Source organism: Amycolatopsis sp. VC5-11, from assembly GCF_037034185.1.
Lineage (GTDB): Bacteria > Actinomycetota > Actinomycetes > Mycobacteriales > Pseudonocardiaceae > Amycolatopsis > Amycolatopsis nivea.
The window spans coordinates 420,899-436,964 of the sequence record NZ_JBAGKF010000004.1; the positions used below are offsets into that span (position 1 = coordinate 420,899).

Sequence of the window (16,066 nt, forward strand, 5' to 3'; positions counted from 1 at the left end):
GAGCCGTCACCTCTTCCGAGCCACCAGCACGGTGTCCCGAACCATCATCTCCGCCCCGACCGCAGGCCTTTCACGATTGTCCGCGGCCACCGACGCCCACGACTGATCCAGCGTCTCCGCCACTTCCTCCGCCGTGAACATCATGTCTGGCATGTGCGGCCGCCCGGCGTGATGATCCGCGGGGTCGTGCCCCACCACCAGCAGCGTGCCGCCCGGAGCCACCGCGTCCGCGAGCCGCGCGAACGCGGCGGTACGGGCCGTCGACGGAATGTGCAGAAAATGCGACGTCACCAGGTCGTACTTCGACTCGGGCACCCACTCGCCCAAATCCGCCGCAACCCACGTGATCCGGTCCGCGACCCCGAGCTTCGCCGCCTGCACGCGTCCACGTTCGATGGCCGTCGTGGAGAAGTCGACCGCCGTCACGCGCCAACCCTGCTGCGCGAGCCATAGCGCGTCGCCACCCTCGCCACAACCGGCGTCCAGCGCGTGCCCCGGCTCGAGACCGCGAGCCTCGGTCACGAGCTGATCGTTCGGCCGTCCGCTCCACATTCCGTCCTGCGAGCGATACCGCTCCTCCCAGGAGGCCCGATCGAACGGCGGTGCCTCCGCGTGGTGCGCGTCGGCTCGCGCGCCCTCGCGGTCTTTGGCTTGGTGCTCGTCGGCTCGCGCGCCCTCGCGGTCCTCGGGGTGGCGCTCGTCGGCTCGTGCACCCTCGCGGTCTTCGGCGTGGCGCTCGATGGCTCGCGCGGCCTCCTGCTCCTCGGTCTGGTGGTCGTTGGCTCGCGTGCCTTCGCGGTCCTCGGCGTGGCGCTCGTCGGCTCGTGCGCCTTCGCGGTCCTGCGTGTGGAGCTCGTTGACCCGTGCGCCCTCGCGGTCTTCGGCTTGGTGCTCGTCGGCTCGCGCGACCTCTCGCTCATCGGCTTGGCGCTCGTCGGCTCGCACGCCCTCCCGGTCCTCGGCGAGGCGCTCGTTAGCCCGCGCAACCTCCCGCTCCATCTCATGCGAGAACGGCATTTCCCGCAGCCGCACGGCTTCCGCGGCCTCCTCCTCGACCAGTTCGCCATTGATCGCCGCCCCGGCCATCAACCCAGCCGCGGCGGAAACGACGACCTGCGCCCGCATGTCCGTGACGTTCCCCGCCACCCACAAACCGGGCACCGACGTCCGCCCGGCAGCGTCCGCGGGAACCCGCGTGCCGATCACGAAACCGTTGAACTCCACCGGTTCCGGCTCGATCCCGAGCGGCGCGAGAAAGTCCGCCCGCGTCCTGGCCGGCGCCGCGACCGCCAACGCCTCGCGCGCCACGACCTCGCCCGATTCGAGCCGCACCCCGGTCAGCTGGTCGCCCTCGGCCTCGACTGCGGCGACCGCCCCGTCCACGATCCGGATCCCGCGAGCCAGCAGCGGAGCCTCGTCGAAATCCCCGTGCGTGTGCCGGAAAACGACCACGTCGTCGGTCAGCTGCCGCCACATCAACGCCTGGTGCACGGTCATCGGACCGGTCGACAGCACGCCGACCGCCCGGTCGCGGACCTCCCAGCCGTGGCAGTACGGGCAATGCAGTACGTCGCGCCCCCACCGCGCCGCCAGCCCGGCGACCTCGGGAAGCTCGTCGACGAGACCAGTCGCGACCAGCACCCGCCGCGCGCGCGTGCGTCGCCCGTCGGCCAGCGAGATCTCGAACCCGTTGTCCCCCTTGGCAACCGAGGTCACCGTCGCTGCGACGACCTCGCCGCCGTACCCGGCCAGCTCCGCGCGCCCGAGCGAGAGCAACTCGGCGGGCGGCGTGCTCTCGCGGCCAAGATAGTTGTGCACGTGTCCCGCTGGCGCGTTGCGCGGTTCGCCGGAATCGACGACCAGCACCGACCGCCGCGACCGAGCGAGCGCCACCGCTCCGCTGAGCCCGGCCGCACCGCCGCCGACCACCACCACGTCGTACTTCTCGTCCACTGGATCCTCCTGTCAGTCCCCGTGCCACGGACTATCCGGAGAACGCGCCGACTTGACAAAGTTCTTTGCCGAAGTGGCAAATTGAACGGCATGAGCGAAGACGACCAGGACCTGGGCGACGTCCTGCACGCGGTCGGCCCGAGGCTGCGCGCGCTGCGCAAACAACGCAACGCGACGCTGACCGGCCTCTCGGAAACGACCGGCATCTCGGTGAGCACCCTGTCCCGCCTCGAGGCAGGCCAGCGCAAACCGACCCTGGAGCTGCTGCTGGCCCTGGCCCGCGCGTACCAGGTCCCGCTGGACGAACTGGTCGGCGCACCCCCGACCGGCGACCCGCGCCTGCACCCGAAACCCTTCGTCCGGCACGGCAGGACCTACCTGCCGCTCACCCGTCGCCCAGGCGGCCTGCGCGCCTACAAGATGATCCTCCCGCCAGAACGTTCGCCCGAGCCTCCGGACCAGCGGGTCCACGAGGGATACGAGTGGATGTACGTCCTGTCCGGACAGCTGCGTCTGATGCTCGGCGAACACGACGTGATCCTCCGACCAGGCGAGGTCGCCGAGTTCGACACCCACGTCCCGCACTGGTTCGGCAACGCGGGGGACGAGGTCTGCGAGGTCCTGGCCCTGTTCGGCCCGCAAGGAGAACGCTTCCACGTCCGCGCCCGCCCAACCTCTTGACGCATACCCATATCGGCATATGATTACCGCATGGCACGGGCAGCAACCACCGCGGACGTCTTCAACGCCGTCGCCGAACCACGGCGCCGGGAAATCCTGGACGTCCTAGCCGAGGGCGAACGCCCAGTGAACGACCTGGTCCGCGTGCTGGGCTTAGGCCAACCGCAAGTGTCGAAGCACCTGCGAGTTCTGCGCGAGGTAGGCGCAGTCGAGGTACGCGACGAGGGCAGGCAACGCCTCTACAGCCTGAACGGCCGCGCCCTCAAACCGATCCACGACTGGGTACGCCGCTACGAACGCTCCTGGGAGGAACGGTTCGCCTCGCTGGACGCCGTGCTGGAAGAAATGGACACGACCGAGGAGGAAACCCCATGACCGACACGACGACCGGCACCGCGAAGGTGACGCTGCCCGCTGACGACCAAATCCTGATCACCCGCGACTTCGCCGCCCCGCGGCAGCACGTCTACCGCGCCTGGACCACGCCGGAGCTGGTGAAACGCTGGTGGGCAGGCAAAGGGGGCACCGTGACGTCCGTAGACATCGACCTGCGCGTCGGCGGCCAATGGCGCTACGTGATGCTGGCGAACGGCAATTTCGAGGTCGCTTTTCACGGCGAGTACCGAGAGATAACGCCCAACGAACGCCTGGTCCACACCGAGGTCTACGAAACCCCCGGTGCCGAGGATGTGGAAGCTCCCGTGGTCACCGTGACGTTCGCCGAATCGGGCGGCCGCACCACAGTGACCATGCTGACCGAAACGCACACCAAGGAACTCCGCGACGCCATCCTGGAATCCGGTATGGAGGGCGGAATGCAGACGTCGATGGACGCACTGGAAGAAGTCGCGGTTTCGCTGAATTGAGCCGGCGGTTGTTTCTCGTTGACTCTCCTCCCTGGAGCCTGGCCCGGCTGAGCGCACGCACAACCTGAACCCGTGCTCAGCCAGCCATGCTCAGCGTCGTCGCTCTTCCGTGCCAGCACGACGGTCGCGCCACGCCCGGCTGAGCTCCCCAGCAATCGGTCTCGGCGGCGGTCATGCCCACACCGCCGGGCCCTCCGCCTACTCCCTTCCGTCCCACCTTTCACCTGCTCCCTTCCGCCCCAACTGTGCGGCCGCTGCTTGCCTTCGCACCTCCTTCTTCCGCGCTGCTTGTCGCAGGTTTCGTTGTCTGGCTGCGGTTTGTTGCCGGTTCGGCTGTCTGCTCGCTGCTCGCCGTGGCGCGGGTCGTCGAGCATTTCGCGGGCCGCCCGCACGCTGGTTTCGCCGCCTGGCTGCCGCTTACTACCGGTGCGACTGTCCGCACGTCTACTACAGGTGCGACTGTCCACGTGTCGCTTGCCGTACTACCGGTGCGGCTGTCCACGCGTCGCTTGCCGCTGGCCCTCCTACCCGGCTGCCGCCCATTATCGGCCTTGCTGTCCGGCTGCCGCCCATTGTCAGTCAAGCTACCCGGCGGCCGTCCATCGCTGGCCTAGCTGCTCGTGCGCCGCTCATTGCCGACCTTGCTGCTCGTGGGCCGCTCATCGCCGCCCCTGCTGTCCGTGCGCCGCTCGCTGCTGTCCTCGCTGTCCTCCCGTCGTCTGTCCTCGATCCTGCAGCCTGCGCACCGTCCGTCGATGGCTTGACTGTCCACTCGCCGCTTGTCGCCGATCCGCCTCTCTGCACACTGCTCGTCGCCCGCCTTGCAATCCGCCCGCTGCTCGCAGCCCCATCCGTCCGCCCGAAGCCAGGCCGGCACCCCCTCAGCATTGTCGATCACCGCCACGGCAGACCGCGGTGCAGTAACCGCAACACGGTCACGATCCTTGAACGCCACACTCAAGCCGGCACACAGACGCGCACGAATGGCAAGAAATCCATTGATGGGTAAAGAAGAACCTTCGAAGGTTGATGCCACCACTCTACCAGCCCCGGCATCACCCAACCGTGCGAACTTCCCGCGCGCAGTCAGCACGCCCACGGCGACCGACGCCACCGCTAGCACCCCAAACCCCCATGGTGGCAACAAACTCTTGCCATCAGGATGAGTGCTGACCACCAACCACATGGACGCAGCGGCCGCAGCGGCGACCCCAGAAAGAGGCCACGCAGCAGCACTTCCCAGAACCAACGGCTACGTGAAATACCAGGGAAGCGCCACCGGAGCCAGCACAACAGTCGTAAACAGCGCCACAGCAGCTCCGCGCACCGCACGCCCGCCACCCGCTCGCGAACGCCACCACAACCAGGCGACCACAACCACGAGCACAACGCATCCCACAATCCGGCTCACCGCAACAGCTTCCGCCGGATCGCCTGCCAGTAAGCCCACGATCTTCCCGGCCGACGTCGAGGCCGACAACCACGGTTCGAGCTCCGAATTTCCGCTCAACGCACGAATCCACCCGAGGCTGACCCCGGCGAAGACACTGCAGAGACCCATCGTGACGACCACAATGGACATCGCGGCGATGAGCGTGAATCCGTAGCCACGAACGGAAAACTGCCCACCCGATCGACGACGTGCCCACTCCCACCAGAGAAACGGCAACGCCGCCGCAGCCGGAACTTTCACCGCCGCAGCAAGTGCTACCAAGACGAACCCCAACCCTGGTACAGTGGTGATCACCAACGCCGCGCCCGCACTCAAGAGCCCGATCATCAGCAAATCGTTGTGCCCGCCTGAAACCACGCACAGCACCGTCAACGGGTTCGCAGCCGCCATCCACAGTGCGCATTCCGGCCGCGCGCCCAGTCGTCGGCACAAGATCGGCACAGCGACGCACATCAGCGCCAAACCCGCCGTCATGGCAAGGCGGGTCAGCAGCGCCCCGAGAATCACGTTGTCACCAGTTACCGAGAGGACGCTTTTCACGATCAGGATATGCAACGGCCCATAAGGCGACGGAATACGCAGCCAGCCGCCAGCCGCATTGTCAGTGATCGGACCCGGAAAGTTCGCCGCAACGCGGGTGTAGGGATCAAACCCGGACTGTGCCACCACGCCCTGTGCGAGGTACGTGTACAAGTCCGTGCTGAACAACGGCGGCGCGCAAAGCAGCGGTGCGCACCACATCCAGGTGGTCCGCACGATCTTTCGCGCGTCCGCCTGCCCAGCACGCGCGGAGTGTCCTAATCGGACCCAAGCTGATACCAGGAGGAAAATGCCGAGATAGACAACAGCAGTCGCCAGCAGGCGGCCATGGCCGAAGCGCACGGCGCTGAACACGGTTCCGGACAGCACAGGATCATGCGGCACCGTCGCGCCCGCGCCGAACGCTCCGAGCGAAACCAGGACCGATCCAGCGAGCCCAACAGCAGGCGCTCCGCGTCTGGGAAACCGCGCAGCCAAGGTGCGTTTCGCGGAGCGCGCCGAGACGGAAGCGCTTCTTCCGGCGAACGCTGGTGTGGACACGCGTTTCCCGGCGAGACCGGCGGCAGACGCGCTCGCTCGAGAAGACCTCGCGGTAAAGGCGCGCATTCTCGGGAGCGCAGAGGTAGCCGCGTGTCTTCCGGCGGCCTTCGGGGCTGGCGCGTGTTTTCCAGCGACTCGTGCGTCAGGCCAGGCCCGTGCGATCGATCCGAGCCACGCCACGAATCCGAACGGCCCAAGGAGCCTAGGCTGCGCCAAGAATCCAGACGGTTCGAGCCGTCCGGCGCTCCCTGTGCCTGCTCCGGACGAGAAACTGGACGCGGCCACCGCAACCCGGCTGAGTGGTCTGACCGGCGAGGTGCATCGGCCAAGAGCGCGCGGCTCGAGCAGTGCACGGGACCGGGCTCGCACACTCGGCTCGCGCTGTGTCCTGCGCGGAAATCGCACGGCGGACCAGAATCTCGCGACAGAGCCGCCTGTCCCTGCGACCCGTGCACCAGACGCGCGTTTCCCGGCGAAGATCATCCCGCAGGTCTAGTCAGCGCGTGGTCCCGGGCAGTTAAGATCGGCGTTTATCCGGTCTTTATCCGTTCGGCGTTGTACTGGCGCTCGTGAGGAGAAGCTGAATGCGAGTGCTCGTGGCCGAAGACGAGCGGATGCTGGCCGACTCCGTCACGGAGGGCTTGCGGCACCTCGGCATGGCAGTCGACGTTTGCTACGACGGCGACGCCGCGCTCGAACGCGTCGCCGTCCATCGGTACGACGTCGTGCTGCTGGACCGAGACCTGCCGCGGGTGCACGGCGACGAAATCTGCCGAAGGATCGCCGGCGACGGCAGCGAGACCCGGGTGCTGATGCTGACCGCCGCGGCGGGTATTCGCGACCGGGTCGAAGGGCTCGGTCTCGGCGCGGACGATTATCTCACGAAGCCGTTCGCGTTCGCCGAACTCGTCGCCAGGGTGCACGCCCTGGCGAGGCGAGCACGACCCTCGTTGCCGCCGGTGCTGCACGGCGCGGGCGTCGAGCTGGACCCAGCCAAGCGGTTCGCGTCGCGCGACGGTCGGCCGTTGTCCTTGTCTCCCAAGGAATTCGCCGTGTTGGAGGTGCTGCTGCGGGCCGAGGAGCGGGTCGTCAGCCCGGAAGAGCTGCTGGAGAAGGCATGGGACGAACACGCCGATCCGTTCACGAACACAGTGCGGATGACGGTCATGACGCTGCGGAAGAAACTCGGCCCGCCGCCGATAGTCCACACGGTTCCCGGCGCTGGCTACCGTTTGGCTACCTGAAACGGGCCCGAGCCTCGCTGCGCGGTCGCATCGAGCTGGTGTTCCTCGGCGGGCTGCTGGTCGCGCTGGTCCTGGCGTACCCAGTCGGCAAAGGAGTCTCCATGGTGCTCGGGACCTACGTGGACACTTCGTTCTGCCCGCGCGGTACCGCCTGCCGAAACCCGCTGGGCACGATCTTGTGGTTCCTGCCGCTGGCCCTCGTCGTCATTCTGGCGATCCGCAGCTGGCGCCCGGTGGTGTCGTGGGTGGTGCGGCCGTTGCTGGATCTTTCGTCCACCATCGACCAGCTCGGGCCGCGGAACCTGGGGCAGCGCATGCCGCCGCACCAGACCGAGCGCGAGCTGCGGGTCCTCTCGACAGCGGTCAACGGAATGCTCGACCGCGTCGCGGCCGGCTTCGAAGGTCAGCGCCGATTCGCGGCGAACGCGTCGCACGAGCTGCGCACGCCGCTCGCGGTGCAGCGGACGCTCGCGGAGGTCGCGATCGTCACCGGCGGGGGAGAGGACGTGCGGCGGCTCGCGGCGCAGCTGCTCGTCGTCAACGAACGCAACGAGCAGCTGATCGAGGGCTTGCTGGTGCTGGCCGAAGCCGACCGCGGACTGCCCGGCATGGTCCCGGTCCGGCTTGACGAGCTGGTGGACGCCGTCGTCACCCGGTACGGCGATCAGCTGACCGAGCACGAACTGACCCTGCGCCACCACTCGGCCGAGCGCACGGTGCCCGGCGATCCCGTCCTGCTCGAACGGATGATCGCCAACCTCGTGCACAACGCGATCAAGTACAACCGGCCCGGCGGGTGGGTCGAGGTGAACGTCGGCGGCGAACCGGCGCTGAGCGTCCGCAACTCCGGTGACCGCGTGCCTGCCGAGGCAGTCGATTCGCTCTTCCAGCCGTTCCGCAGGCTGACCGACGAACGCCTGAACCATCGCGACGGAGCCGGCCTCGGTTTGTCGATCGTGAACTCGGTAGCCACCGCACACCGCGGTCGGGTGTCCGCGGTCGCGGTGCCGGACGGCGGGCTGCGGGTCGACGTCGTGCTGCCGTGATTCAGCCGTACGTGTAGAACCCCTCGCCGGTCTTGATCCCGAGCTTCCCCGCGTCGACGTAGCTGCGCAGCAGGTCCCGCGGCCCGGCAGACAGGTGCGGATTCTCGTCCGCGTAATGGTTTTCGATGTCCAGCACGACGTCCAGGCCGACCTGGTCCATCATCTGGAATGGCCCGTACGGCAGATGCCAGTTGATCTTGAACATCCCGTCCACGTCCTCCGGCCGCGCGACACCCTCCGCGACGACGGCCAGCGATTCCCGTTTGATCGCCGCCCACACGCGGTTGAAGATGAAGCCGACGCTTTCCTTTCGCGCCTCGAACGGATGAATGCCGAACTCCGGCAGCACTCCGAGCAGCGTGTCGAGCACGGTCCGGCCGGTTTCGCCGTCGGACATGAGGTCGACCGCGTTCGCCGTCGGTGGCATGTAGAAGTGGATGTTGCACAGCCGCGATTTGTCGCGCACCTTCTCGGCCATCATCCGCGACGGATACGACGACGAGTTCGTCGCGAAGATGGTGTCGGCGGGCGCGGCTTCGTCGATTTGGCCCCACAGCGGGATTTTGATGTCCAGTCGCTCTGGCACCGCCTCCACGACCAGCCACGCGTCACGTAGCGCGTCCTCGATCGACGCCGCGTCCTCGACCTGGCCGACTTCGCCGCTGCCGCGTTTTTCCAGCAGGACAGGCAACGCTTCCGCCACGTATTCCGCCGCCGCGGCGACCTGTTCGGCGCTCGGGTCGCTGATCCGCACGGTCCCGCCGCGCGAGGCGAACATCAGCGCGATGCGCCTGCCCAGCGTCCCGGCACCGAACACGGTGACCGGCCGGTCGCGGATCTGGTCGAATGTGTACGCGTACGGCATGGCGGCTCACCTTTCGATCTTGAGCCAACAAGACCACCCGTCCTCGCCCGCCGCAATTCCGCGCCCACCGCCGGGGGACCGGCCGCGTAGAATGCGGCGGTGGTCGAGGTTCGCGAGGTTCGCCGTCTCTGTTACGACTTCGCCCGGAGCACCGGCGGAACCCTGACCGATTTCCGCGTCCCGACCGTCACGCCGAACTTTTGGCAAGCCGTCATCGAGTATCCCGACCGCACGGTCTCGGTCGTCGCCGCCAACGACGCGCCGGTGGTCGCGCTCGCCCGGCCGCGCTCGTTCGACTTCACGCCAGCGCGGGAATGGGGGCCGTTGGAGTTCGTCGACGAACCGGGCCTGATCGCGGTGCTGGCGCAAACCGAGCAGTTCCAAGTGCTCACGCCAGCCGACCTCGATCGGTCCTTCGTCGCCAAAGAATGGCCACACCTCACGCGGTCCGACGTCGCGTACTGGAAACCATCGACCGTCGGCGAAGCCCTGTTCAATTACTGGGACTGACCTCCCGAACCCCGGTCAGCGGAAAGGTACCGCCACCGGACACCGTGACGGAGCCGGAGAACAGATCCCCGTCAACTGTGCCGGTCACGCTCACCTCGAAGCGCACCGGATCAGTCACCAGCGCGGTAAAGGCGACTTTTTGGCCGTCGACCGTCCCCGACACGATGGGGACCGTGACCTTCAGCTGAGTGTCAAAGATGGAACCGGACACCTTGGTGCCGTCAGTTGCGAGGTCGAGGAGCAGGTCCTTGCTCCCCGCAGGGTGCGTGAACGTGATCTTCCAGCTGCCGTCCGGACCGGTTTCGCCGCTGGCGGGCCAAACCTGCTGAGAAGCGACTGCCACCGGCACCGGAGGCTCGCCGAGCGCCGGTTGCCCAGGCTTCACCGGAACGCCCGCGGAATTCAGAAACCCCGCCATCATCCGGTAATAGCCGACGAGGAACAGAATCTCGATGATCTCGGCATGGTCGCGAGTCGCAGCGAGAGCGGCCCACGTTTCGTCGGACACAAAGACATTCGCGCACAGCTCGTCGACGGCACGCAGCACCGCATCGTCCTCGGGCGGCCAACTGGCGTCCGGATCGGAGAGAGCCGCGATCTCCGCCTCCGTCGCGCCACCGCCGAGCGCGGCCGGCGCATGGTTGGCCCACTCGTACGGTGCGTCGCACCGCAGCGCGACGCGAAGAATCGCCAGCTCGCGGATCCGCGGATGCAGTTTTCCCTGGCTCAACAGGTAAGCGCCCAACGCACCGGACGCCTGCATCACTTCCGGCGCACGGGCGAGAACCTGGATCACGGTTTCCGCACCGAGTTTCGCCAGCTTTTGCTGATCAGGATCCATCTCGTCGAGTTCGAGCGGCGGGATGCGGGGGATCGTCGCGTGCGGCATGTCAGTTTCCTTCCGCGGGCAGGCGGTCGAGCGCCGCCTGCGCTTCCTCGAGGCTGAGCTGCGGATGCGAGTAGATGTCGATCAGCGCCCGGGCAAGCATGTTGTCGCCAGCCGGGCTGAGGATGTCGATGCCCGCCGCACGGGAAATGTGCTGGTGCAGCACGGTGATCGACAACGCCATCGCGGTGCCGATCGCGGCACGGACCTTGGGCTCGACTGTCGGCGGATCCGTCCGTTGCCGATCAGCGGCGACGAGCCGGTTCGTGCCGAGTTCGACCATCTCGTCGAACAACGGCGCGACGCCGCCCTCGACGAGCGCCCGGACGAGATAGTCGCGGTACGGCCCGACAGCGACCCGCGCCGCCGCGACAGGATTCGCGGTGACGCTGGTGGCCAGGTCGTCCGGCACCTGGTCGTTGAGTTCGCGGAGGAGCTTGATCAGGTGCGCGTCGCACGCCTCGCGGAGCGCCTGTTTGGACCCGAAGTGGTGCCGCACCAATCCCAGTGACACCCCGGCTTCCACCGCGATGCCGCGGATCGTGGCGCGCTCGAAGCCGTGCTCGCCGAAGTGCCGCATCGCCGCGTCGCGGATACGGGCACGCGCGGTCAGGTCGTCGGGGTCGGTCATGACATCTTCGCTATACGCATGAACAGTACGCTACACGCATGTATAGCCTTCGCGCTACTGTGAAGCGGCGGGAACGCCGTTGTCCCCGCGCTGACGCTGGTCAGAACTGCTTTTCGCCGCCGTCGACGTAGATGTTCGCGCCCAGGATGAAACTGCTCTGCTCCGACGCGAGGAACAGCACGGCGTCCGCAACCTCGCGCGGCGTTCCCATCCGTCCAAGCGGAACCCGTGCCGCGAAACTCGCCCGAGCCTCGTCGACCTTGTCCGCGCCGACCGCCTTCTCGAGTACCGGCGTGTCGATAGTGCCGGGCGACACCACGTTGACCCGGATGCCGCGGTCCTTCAACTCGTTCGCCCAAGTCCGGGCGTAGGAACGGAGGGCAGCTTTCGACGCCGAATACGTTCCGAACGACGCGAGACCGTCATCGGCGCGCACTGACGAATTCAAGATCACCGATGCACCTTTGTTGAGCAGCGGCAACGCTTTCTGCACGGTGAAGAGCGTGCCGCGAACGTTGGTGGTGAAGACCTGATCGAAGTGTTCCGGAGTGGTCTCCTTCAGGCTCGCAAAAGATCCCGCCGCCGCGTTGGCGAAAACGATGTCGAGTCCCTTGCTCCGGGCGCGAACCGCGTCGTAAAGCCGATCAAGGTCGCTCAGGTCGGCGATGTCACCCGCAACCGCGGTGGCCGAACCGATGGTCTTCGCGGCCGCGTCCAGCGCGCCCTGATTCCGGCCGGTGATGAAGACATGCGCGCCCTCGGCAGCGAGCCGTTCGGCCGCGGCCAGGCCGATCCCACTGCTTCCGCCGGTGACGACCGCTGTCTTGCCCTCGAACTGTCCCACTGCTGACCTCCGAATTATTCGGTACCGATCGGTACTTAAAGCGACCGTAGCACTTCTGAACCGATCGGTACTGAAGGGGTATGCTGGCGAGGTGACCAGTCAGGACAAGGCGCAGATCGGCCGACCGCGCGGATTCGACGCCGACGAGGCGCTCCGGCGCGCCATGCTGGTGTTCTGGGAGCAGGGCTACGAAGGAGCCAGCCTGGCTGATCTGACCGGGGCCATGGGCATCACGAAGACCAGCATGTACGCGGCTTTCGGCAACAAAGAGCAGCTGTTTCGCAAGGCATTGGCTCTCTACGACGAAGGCCCCGCCTCCTACGGTCCGCGAGCCTGGGCTGAGCCGACTGCCGCCAAGGTGGCCGCCGCGATACTCAACGGCGCCGTCCGAGCGACCACCGATCCCGATTGTCCGCCCGGCTGCCTGGGCGTCCAAGGCTCATTGGCGGCCGGCGAACTGGGCCACCCCGCGCGCGAATTGCTCGTCGAGTGGCGAAACTCCGCGCGCCGAGCCCTGGAGAAGCGATTTCGACGCGCCATCGATGAACACGATTTGCCGCCAGACGCCGACGCGGCACGGCTGGCCCGCTACGTCATGACGGTCGCGTTCGGAATCGCCGTCGAAGCGGCAAGCGGCGCAACCCGAGAAGAACTGCAGGAAGTCGCCGACGCGGCCCTGAGCAACTGGCCGCCTGCCTGAGCTTCAGTCTTTGCAGTAAAGGTCGACCGCGATGGTCATCCGAGCGCGAAACTCGTCGCGGGTGTCCGCGTCGTACTTGATCCCGATCGCCGTGCTGATCAATGTCCCAGCGATGTCGTCGGGTGAGCGCCCCCCAATCGCGTCGATGACGAGCGCACGGAACCGCTTCGGATACTCAGCCGGCATCGTGCCGAGCAGATCGGGATTCGAGTCGATCAGAACGCCGATCTCCGCAGCCATCGGCCCCACGTACCGACCGGCCCAGTGGTCGAACGCCTCGATCAGCCGCTCGCGAAGCGGTTGCCGCAAATCGGCGAGAGCGACCCGAGCTGCCTCGATGCTGCCGTCGAGCGAATGCCGCACGGTCGCGCGGAACAGCTCCGGCTTGGACGAGAAGTAGAAGTACAAGCCAGGACGCGAGATGTCTGCGGCCTTCGCGACGTCGTCCATGGACGCCTTGCGATAGCCGTAGCGCGCGAACACCTCCAGTGCCGAGTCCAGTACGTGCGTGCGCCGATCACTGCTCATAGACACACTATACAAACTACGTCCGATGCGTATAGTTCGAAGGGTGTCTCAATCCTCCTTGATCCGCACGGCCTTCGACGCCACCAGCACCGCCGACGACGTCCTCGCAGGCCAGAACCTCACCGGTGTCCGCGCAATCGTCACCGGCGCCACGTCCGGCCTCGGTCGCGAAACAGCCCGCGCGCTCGCCTCCGTCGGCGCGGACGTCACCCTGGCCGTACGCAACACCGCCCTCGGCGCAAGCGTCGCCGAGGAGATCACCGCCTCCGCCGGGAACCGAGCCGTCCGCGTCGCCCACCTCGAACTGGCCGACCTCGCCACCGTCACCCGCTTCACCGCACGCTGGGACGGCCCGCTGCACCTGCTGATCAACAATGCCGGCGTCATGCGTCCGACCCTGGGGCGCACTCCACAGGGTTGGGAACTGCAGTTCGCGACCAATCACCTCGGCCACTTTGCGCTGGCACTGGGCCTGCACGACGCCCTGGCCGCAGGCGCGAATCAGCGAGGAACGGCCCGGATCGTCGCGGTGACCTCCGGCGCGCACATGTACTCACCCGTTGTCTTTGATGACATCCACTTTACCCGCCGAGCCTACGACCCCCAATTGGCTTACGGGCAGTCGAAAACGGCCAACTCGCTGTTCGCCGTCGAAGCGACCCGCCGGTGGGCAGCCGACGGAATCGTCGCCAACGCGGTCAACCCCGGCGGGGTTTCCACTGGCCTGCAACGGGATTTCACCCAAGACATGAAGAACCACTTGGGCCGGCTCGAAGCCGCCGGAGTCTTCGCCTACAAGACCGTCGAACAAGGCGCGGCCACCACCCTCGTCGCCGCGACCGCCCCGGAATTCGCCCATAACGGTGGTCATTACCTGGACGACGGCAACGAATCTCCGACCGTTCCCGACGATGTCGACTTGGCCGGCAACAGCCACGCAGTCAAACGCTGGGCCCGCCACGCCTCGGCCGCGCAGCAGCTATGGGAGGCGTCCCTAGACCTGGTCCGTCAACGCTGACGAGGCCCGCTGGAGATCCGTCACTGTCAACGAAAGCACGTTTGTTGCCACAAGCGCGTGTCTCACGTTCGCTCGGTTTTCGCCGTGCACACGACAGATTGAGCCGCGGACCTGTGGTTGCCATCGCAGGTCGCACCAATCCGCGGAACGGCATTCTCGAGAGATCACCGCGCAAGTCAGGCCGTCGGCCGGCCCGCACCCGCGTAGTCGTCGCCGGGCTTCCGATACGGATGGACTTGCACCGCCTGCCCAGTCTGCGGCGCGTCGATCATCTGCTGATTCCCGATGTACAGCCCCACGTGATGGATCTTCGTAGCGGGCGCACCGTAGAAGATCAAATCGCCCAACTGGGGTTCGCTCACATGGGGAACGCTGCGGAATTGCGTATCCGCCGTCCGCATCAGCTTGACGTCAGCGCTCGCGTAAGCAGCGGTCGTCAGACCGGAACAGTCGAAGCCCGGATCGGCGTCTCGAGTGCCATTGCCGCCCCAGACGTACGGCAGACCAATCTGGTCAATCGCGAAGTCGACCGCAGTGAGCACCGCGGGATTAGGCGGCTGATCGCTCTGGCCGACCGTGCCGTAGACGTTGGTCGTCGCAAGAGTCCGATGCAAGACGACCGGCGCCGGCTCCAACGTGGCGACCCCGTTCCACCAATCTGTCGCCAGATCGCGGCCATTCGCACAGAGCGCGCGCCCAGCCGTGAGCGCCGAGTCATCGATGTTCTGAATGTCAGGCTTGCCGCCGGACGCGCTGCGCTGCCACTTGCTCCACACCGCAGGAGAGAGCTGCAACGGCCCCGCTGCCCCCGGCGTCGAAACAGGCCGGTGATAGAAGTCGAGAACCTCCACCGTGCCAAGCGGTTTCGCGAGAGTCCCGTTTTCCCCGACTCGATTACCCTGCGCCCGCCCATGATCGCTGGTGATCTTCCCGATCGCGGCGAGGGTGATCCAGGACAGGTGACAGTCGGGTTGCTCCTTGCTGAGCGTGACGGTCGCCTGTGCGTACCCGTTCATCGCCCGCAACGGGATATCGAGCCACTGACTGGTCCGCGACGCCCACGCCCCGAACTCCCCAGCCCGCGGCACCCCAGGCTGTGACGGCACCACCGACGTCGGCGCAGCCGAGACCGGAGCCGTCTTCGAGGTACTCGGAACCAATGACGACGTCGCCGCGACGTTCCCGGAATTCGCATCACCGGCACCGTCGCCCGGCAAAACCCGCACCGCGACAACCAACGCCGCGACGACCACCACAACCGCCGCCAACGTCACCACGGCCCGCCGATTCCGCGCGAGAAAACCCTGCCTCGCCGAACGCGCGCCTCGTTCGCCCTCCGAGACCTGGCCCCCGTCGCTATTTAACGGCGACGCGCTGGTCAGTTCAGGCGAGTCGCCTACCCGCGACGACTCACCAGCCAGCCCGGAGGTTTCGCCACTCAGCGGCGACACGCTGGTCGACCCAGGATTTTCGCCACTCGCTGGCGACGATTCACCGATCGACGAAGGACCGGAGCCGCCCGATTCGCCGTTCACTGGCGATGCCTCACCGACGGACGAACCACCCGCGTCGACTGTTTCGCCACTCAGCGGCGACACACTGGTCGACCCAGCATTCTCGCCACTCGCTGGCGACGAGTCACTGACCGACGAAGCACCGGAGCCACCCGATCCGCCAGTCACCGGCGACGCCCCACCGGCGAACGAAGGACCGGAGCCAGCCGATTCGCCACTAACCGGCAGCGGACCCGCGCCCTCAGGC

The 16,066-nt window shown here is 67.0% G+C and carries 17 protein-coding genes; 8 read left to right on the forward strand and 9 right to left on the reverse strand.

Going from position 1 to position 16,066, the window contains the following annotated elements:
* Window positions 1-6: 6 nt before the first annotated feature.
* Entirely contained in the window at window positions 7-1,953 is a 1,947-nt protein-coding gene (locus WA670_RS16880; protein ID WP_336158251.1) for a methyltransferase domain-containing protein, read from the reverse strand.
* Between the two features lie 90 nt (window positions 1,954-2,043).
* On the opposite strand from WA670_RS16880, the gene WA670_RS16885 reads away from it, so the two are divergent.
* The 3 genes from WA670_RS16885 to WA670_RS16895 are packed head-to-tail and all read left to right on the forward strand — an operon-like array spanning window position 2,044 to window position 3,500.
* The gene (locus WA670_RS16885) at window positions 2,044-2,634 is read left to right on the forward strand and encodes a helix-turn-helix domain-containing protein (RefSeq protein WP_238607935.1); all 591 of its coding nucleotides are present in this window, start codon (window positions 2,044-2,046) and stop codon (window positions 2,632-2,634) included.
* A gap of 30 nt (window positions 2,635-2,664) precedes the next feature.
* Window positions 2,665-3,009, forward strand: coding sequence for an ArsR/SmtB family transcription factor (locus tag WA670_RS16890; RefSeq protein ID WP_134669912.1), 345 nt, complete (start codon window positions 2,665-2,667; stop codon window positions 3,007-3,009).
* Window positions 3,006-3,500 (forward strand): SRPBCC family protein, encoded by a 495-nt coding sequence (locus WA670_RS16895; protein WP_037811858.1) that lies wholly within the window; start codon window positions 3,006-3,008, stop codon window positions 3,498-3,500. The genes WA670_RS16890 and WA670_RS16895 overlap by 4 nt, the downstream gene beginning before the upstream one ends.
* Window positions 3,501-4,110: 610 nt before the next feature.
* Here WA670_RS16895 and WA670_RS16900 read toward each other — a convergent pair.
* Both WA670_RS16900 and mptB read right to left on the reverse strand, forming a co-directional pair.
* Complete coding sequence (locus WA670_RS16900; protein ID WP_336158252.1) at window positions 4,111-4,614, reverse strand: hypothetical protein; 504 nt, start codon at window positions 4,612-4,614, stop codon at window positions 4,111-4,113.
* 138 nt (window positions 4,615-4,752) lie between these two features.
* Entirely contained in the window at window positions 4,753-6,033 is a 1,281-nt protein-coding gene (gene mptB / locus WA670_RS16905; protein WP_336158253.1) for a polyprenol phosphomannose-dependent alpha 1,6 mannosyltransferase MptB, read from the reverse strand.
* A gap of 584 nt (window positions 6,034-6,617) precedes the next feature.
* Here mptB and WA670_RS16910 point away from each other — a divergent pair.
* Window positions 6,618-7,277: a response regulator transcription factor gene (locus tag WA670_RS16910; RefSeq protein WP_037811855.1), complete on the forward strand. Its 660-nt coding sequence runs from the start codon at window positions 6,618-6,620 to the stop codon at window positions 7,275-7,277.
* A gap of 38 nt (window positions 7,278-7,315) precedes the next feature.
* A complete protein-coding gene (locus WA670_RS16915) occupies window positions 7,316-8,323 on the forward strand; it encodes a sensor histidine kinase (protein WP_275293064.1) in 1,008 nt (335 codons plus the stop codon).
* Between the two features lies 1 nt (window position 8,324).
* Here the strand turns inward: WA670_RS16915 and WA670_RS16920 are convergent, their stop codons facing one another.
* Window positions 8,325-9,188, reverse strand: coding sequence for a 3-hydroxyacyl-CoA dehydrogenase family protein (locus WA670_RS16920; protein ID WP_275293063.1), 864 nt, complete (start codon window positions 9,186-9,188; stop codon window positions 8,325-8,327).
* 99 nt (window positions 9,189-9,287) lie between these two features.
* Between WA670_RS16920 and WA670_RS16925 the strand changes: the two genes are divergently transcribed.
* Window positions 9,288-9,698, forward strand: coding sequence for a hypothetical protein (locus tag WA670_RS16925; protein WP_336158254.1), 411 nt, complete (start codon window positions 9,288-9,290; stop codon window positions 9,696-9,698).
* On the opposite strand, the gene WA670_RS16930 is transcribed toward WA670_RS16925, so the two are convergent.
* The 3 genes from WA670_RS16930 to WA670_RS16940 all read right to left on the reverse strand — a co-directional run bounded on the left by WA670_RS16930 (window position 9,682) and on the right by WA670_RS16940 (window position 12,059).
* Window positions 9,682-10,587: a carboxymuconolactone decarboxylase family protein gene (locus tag WA670_RS16930; RefSeq protein WP_336158255.1), complete on the reverse strand. Its 906-nt coding sequence runs from the start codon at window positions 10,585-10,587 to the stop codon at window positions 9,682-9,684. The genes WA670_RS16925 and WA670_RS16930 overlap by 17 nt on opposite strands.
* Before the next feature lies 1 nt (window position 10,588).
* Entirely contained in the window at window positions 10,589-11,215 is a 627-nt protein-coding gene (locus tag WA670_RS16935; RefSeq protein ID WP_275293060.1) for a TetR/AcrR family transcriptional regulator, read from the reverse strand.
* A 100-nt stretch (window positions 11,216-11,315) separates the two neighbouring features.
* On the reverse strand, window positions 11,316-12,059 hold the full coding sequence (locus tag WA670_RS16940; RefSeq protein ID WP_336158256.1) for an SDR family oxidoreductase: 744 nt from the start codon (window positions 12,057-12,059) through the stop codon (window positions 11,316-11,318).
* A 91-nt stretch (window positions 12,060-12,150) separates the two neighbouring features.
* Between WA670_RS16940 and WA670_RS16945 the strand changes: the two genes are divergently transcribed.
* Entirely contained in the window at window positions 12,151-12,759 is a 609-nt protein-coding gene (locus WA670_RS16945; RefSeq protein WP_336158257.1) for a TetR/AcrR family transcriptional regulator, read from the forward strand.
* A 3-nt stretch (window positions 12,760-12,762) separates the two neighbouring features.
* Here WA670_RS16945 and WA670_RS16950 read toward each other — a convergent pair whose 3' ends face one another.
* Window positions 12,763-13,287 carry a TetR/AcrR family transcriptional regulator gene (locus tag WA670_RS16950; RefSeq protein ID WP_336158258.1) on the reverse strand — a complete coding sequence of 175 codons (525 nt, stop codon included), beginning with the start codon at window positions 13,285-13,287 and terminating at the stop codon, window positions 12,763-12,765.
* A gap of 43 nt (window positions 13,288-13,330) precedes the next feature.
* Here WA670_RS16950 and WA670_RS16955 point away from each other — a divergent pair, with 43 nt between their 5' ends.
* Window positions 13,331-14,305: an SDR family NAD(P)-dependent oxidoreductase gene (locus WA670_RS16955; RefSeq protein WP_336158259.1), complete on the forward strand. Its 975-nt coding sequence runs from the start codon at window positions 13,331-13,333 to the stop codon at window positions 14,303-14,305.
* A gap of 176 nt (window positions 14,306-14,481) precedes the next feature.
* Here WA670_RS16955 and WA670_RS16960 read toward each other — a convergent pair whose 3' ends face one another.
* Window positions 14,482-15,582: a C40 family peptidase gene (locus WA670_RS16960; RefSeq protein ID WP_336158269.1), complete on the reverse strand. Its 1,101-nt coding sequence runs from the start codon at window positions 15,580-15,582 to the stop codon at window positions 14,482-14,484.
* Window positions 15,583-16,066 lie beyond the last annotated feature (484 nt).